This is a genomic window from Apilactobacillus sp. (assembly GCF_025290035.1).
Lineage (GTDB): Bacteria > Bacillota > Bacilli > Lactobacillales > Lactobacillaceae > Apilactobacillus.
The window spans coordinates 1-3880 of sequence record NZ_JAMBKT010000013.1 but is presented as its reverse complement, the minus strand read 5'-3'; the positions used below and the strand labels follow the sequence as shown (position 1 = coordinate 3880).

3 protein-coding genes are annotated in these 3880 nt (G+C 35.7%); 1 reads left to right on the top strand and 2 read right to left on the bottom strand.

Going from position 1 to position 3880, the window contains the following annotated elements; all coding sequences use genetic code 11:
* Both M3005_RS04310 and M3005_RS04305 read right to left on the bottom strand, forming a co-directional pair.
* A partial coding sequence (locus M3005_RS04310; RefSeq protein WP_293794009.1) for a glycoside hydrolase family 70 protein occupies positions 1-1377 on the bottom strand: 1377 nt, incomplete at its 3' end.
* A 94-nt stretch (positions 1378-1471) separates the two neighbouring features.
* Complete coding sequence (locus M3005_RS04305) at positions 1472-3106, bottom strand: peptide ABC transporter substrate-binding protein (protein WP_293794007.1); 1635 nt, start codon at positions 3104-3106, stop codon at positions 1472-1474.
* A 406-nt stretch (positions 3107-3512) separates the two neighbouring features.
* Here M3005_RS04305 and M3005_RS04300 point away from each other — a divergent pair, with 406 nt between their 5' ends.
* Positions 3513-3866, top strand: a complete 354-nt coding sequence (locus M3005_RS04300; RefSeq protein WP_293794005.1) for a hypothetical protein — start codon at positions 3513-3515, stop codon at positions 3864-3866.
* Positions 3867-3880: the final 14 nt, after the last annotated feature.

The window sequence follows — 3880 nt, the reverse complement described above, 5'->3', positions numbered from 1 at the left end:
ATAATCTGTATCGATGGTCATTTGATTAGTGCCGGTGTCGGCTTGATAATAGGCATCATTATCTGACCAATCTTCTAGAATTTGTAAATGGGCATTGGCGTTTTTATCGTTCTTATTGACTTTATATGCGTCTCTAAAGTAGTCAGCAATAATGTTGATTACATCAGCATCCATATTATCGACAGCGTCGATTCTAACCCCGTCAAAATTAGCGGATGCGTCCTTTTGGGCAATTGATCCAATATTCATCATGTAGTGAAGCCAGTTTAAGGTTTCTGCTTGCACTGTTGGATTGGAATTGTCGACATCACTACCTAATAAGAATTCATAACCGTTGTATTCTTCTTTGGTGTATTTTAATTTTCCCTTTTGTTGACTGGGGGTGCGATTCAAAAGACGATAGTTGGAATTGGCTTGCGGCGTATCCTTATTGTTGCTGTATTTAAGTGAGCCCCCTTGAAAACCATCGTTGATGTCATAATTTTCACTGGTCTTATTCCAACGAGATTCTGAATTAACGAAGTCTCTAAATAGAGCCTTAATATCCGAAGTGTTTCCTTTGTTCTCATTGATTTGTTTTTCAATATTTAAACGCACAGTCGCAACCGCTTGATCTAAATCAGTGCTGGTAGTATTGGCATCAAAAGTCCCGGTAATGAAACCATGTTGAGCCATGAAATTCAAATAGTCAATTTCGACATTGCGATTTGGCCACCAGACACTTAATAACGGACGAAAATCTTCGCTGGTTGAATTACGCCATTTCCCATTAGATAATTGAATCTTTTTAGGACGATACCAGGTATCGGCTAGAAGATATCCGTCGAAATTATTAATGCTTTTTTTATCGGTAGAGTATGCGGAGATATTTTGATTGGCAGAAACTTGTCCACTGGTTAAGTTCGGTTTATCTGATGATAGTGTCCCGTCCGCGCCAAAATAATAACTCACGTTATTATCGGTGATGATAGTTGATGTCGCATACTTCCCATTGTCGTAATAATAATAAATTTGGTTGTTAATCACTTTTAAATGAGATTGAAAATCAGCACTAGCGTTGTTGCTAATTTGAGAATGTAAAACCCGTTTGGAGTCATTACTGTTAACAGTAGTAGCCGGTTGGGTTTCAAATGACTTATCCGTCTTTGGTTTAGCATAATCTAAGTTGGTCGTCGCATCACTAGTGGATGCAGCGGTGGTATCCGGGCTGGTCTGATCAGCATGGGAGGTAACCCCCGATGCTAAAGTAATCCCCGCCATAATTGCAGACGTGGTGATTGCTGCGACAATCCAATTTTTACCGGATTTATACATTTTATATCTAGATTTTCGTTCATTCCCAATCATGAAATTCATCCCCATAATCAATTTTTTCATTTAGCCATCTATCTTTGTAGCCATTTAGCCATATTTATAACTTTAATTATACATAAAAAAAGAGCCTCCGTTAGCGGAAAGCTCTAATTTAATCTTATTTTACATATGTGCGAGTGTAGTTCCATTGTGGACCAGCACTGTTATGAATAATATCTTTGATGGTGCTTCTTTGTAGGTAATATGCATGCACTTGGTAAAGTGGTGAAATTCCTTGATCAGCATTTAGCTCATTGCTTGCAGCTAGTAAATCTTGCCAACGTTTTTCAGCGTTGTTGGCATCTACATTTTCAGCCTTATTAATCAATTGATTGTACTTAGTACCATCATATTTACCAAAGTTATATGGTGTGTTCTTTTGTGGGATTTGTAAGAAAGTAATTGGATCTTTGAAATCTCCACCCCAAGTTGATAATGCAATGTCAAAGTTACCATTTTGAGTGTTAGTACTTACAATCTTACCTGGTAAGTTACTTAGGTTTAATGTAAATCCTGGTAGAATTGCTTCTAATTGTGACTTCAAGAATTGAGTAGCAACAGGTGTGTTAGCATCTTCATTTTGTGCTAATAGAGTTAAACTAATCTTCTTTAGGCCTAATTCTTTTAGTCCCTTTTCGAAGTATTGCTTAGCCAGCTTCTTGTTGTATTGTAAAGCATTGTCTTGGTCTTGTTGACTAGCGAAGTCTTTACCAGTCTTTGGATCATTGGCTAAACCGAATGGAACAAAACCAGTAATCTTTTTAGTCTTAAATCCTAATAGGTTTTGACTTAATTGGTCTCTATCGATGGCTAATGAAATTGCTTTTCGAATATTTAGGTTGTTGATAATACGACGGTTAGTTGCGTTTGGATCATTGAAGTTGTAACGCAAGAATGTAGTCATTGCGTATGAGTAATCCTTCATGTCTTTACTATCTTTGTAGTTCTTTAGTTGTTCAGTAGATAGTGCTGTCACATCAATCTTACCTTGGTTATATAGGTTCAAACTAGTTGTTGGGTTTGCCACAACGGTGTAGTTAACACGGTTTAACTTAACCTTTTTAGCGTCCCAGTAATCTTTATTCTTTAAGTATGACCATTTGTCGTTGGTACCGTTCCAGCCTTCAATCTTGAATGGACCGGAATATACCATGTACTTAGCGTTAGTTCCGTACTTGTCACCGTATTTCTTAACAGTAGCTTCGTCTTGTGGTCCAAATAATGGATAAGCCATTAAAGTCTTGAAGTAAGCAATTGGCTTAGTTAAATGAATTCTGACGGTACGACTGTTAACTGCTTCAATACCTAATTTATCTGGATTCATCTTACCTAAGTTGATTGCTTCCCCGTTAACAACGCTGTTAAATAAGTATGAATATTGAGCCTTAGTGCTTGGGTCAACAGTACGACGCCATGAGTAAACAAAATCTTGGGCAGTAATTGTTTTACCGTTACTCCATTTAGCATCACGTAAATGGAAAGTCCAAGTCTTACCATCTTTACTGGTTGTTGCTTTGTCTGCTAGGTCTAAACCAGGTTTACCGTTTTTACCTAATTTGTAAAAACTACTAAATGCGTTCCCAGTAGATCCATATCCTCCCGCTTTAGAAATATCCACTGTATCTAATTGGGAAGTTGCTGCTAAGTTTAAAGTCTGTGTCTTCGCATCGTTGTTGGCAGTATTATTACCACATGCCGCTAAGGTAATCCCCACTAATACTGTCAATGCTGATGTTGCAAGTAATTTCTTCATATCCTCACTCCTAAAAATTTTTTCAATCAAAAGAAAAAGACCACTGTCTAAGATTAACTAAACAGTTAGCCTCAAACAGTGGTCTCTTATTCGTATGATTCAATTATTATTAATTTCTGTCAAACTATCTCGAATCATACGTTTAAAAAGGTTACCACATTTGTGCTAACGATAGTTTGACAACAACATGAAATTAAAATTACGTTCTTCAAATGGATAACCTTCTTTCTTCGTATTGGATTGAATAATGTAAATATACTATCAAAAATATTAGAAGTCAATTAAAATATTCATTATTTTTTAATGATGGGTAAATTTCAGTGGAAAAATATCTTTATAATTGCCCTTCTGACACATTTAATATATGATTAAAAACAGATGGAATTTATATGAAGGGATTATAATTATGAGAAGTACATTTTCCAAAGTATTATTTGTAATCGTATTACTATTTATCGCGTTCATTGCTGCAATTAGTATTGCAACACATAACAGCAATGTTGATAATACATTAAAAGCCGTAAATCAAACTGTTGCAGTTACTAAAAAGAAACACCATGCTGGTGATTATGAACTAAAACCTAACAAGGATGAAATTGATCAATATAGCTTCCCTAGACTTGATGCTATTAAGAGTACTAAGTTCAAAAAGGGTGAAAAGATTAAAGCAACTAAGTTGGTTCAAGATCAACAAACTAGTTTCTACCAAATCAATAAAAACACTTACGTCTTATCAACTGACGTAACCGTTGTAAAATAAAAAAGCTTCCGCTT

Coding starts and splice junctions, on each gene's coding strand:
- M3005_RS04305 (WP_293794007.1), bottom strand. CDS start 3,106: ATGAAGAAATTACTTGCAACATCAGCATTGACAGTATTAGTGGGGATT.
- M3005_RS04300 (WP_293794005.1), top strand. CDS start 3,513: ATGAGAAGTACATTTTCCAAAGTATTATTTGTAATCGTATTACTATTT.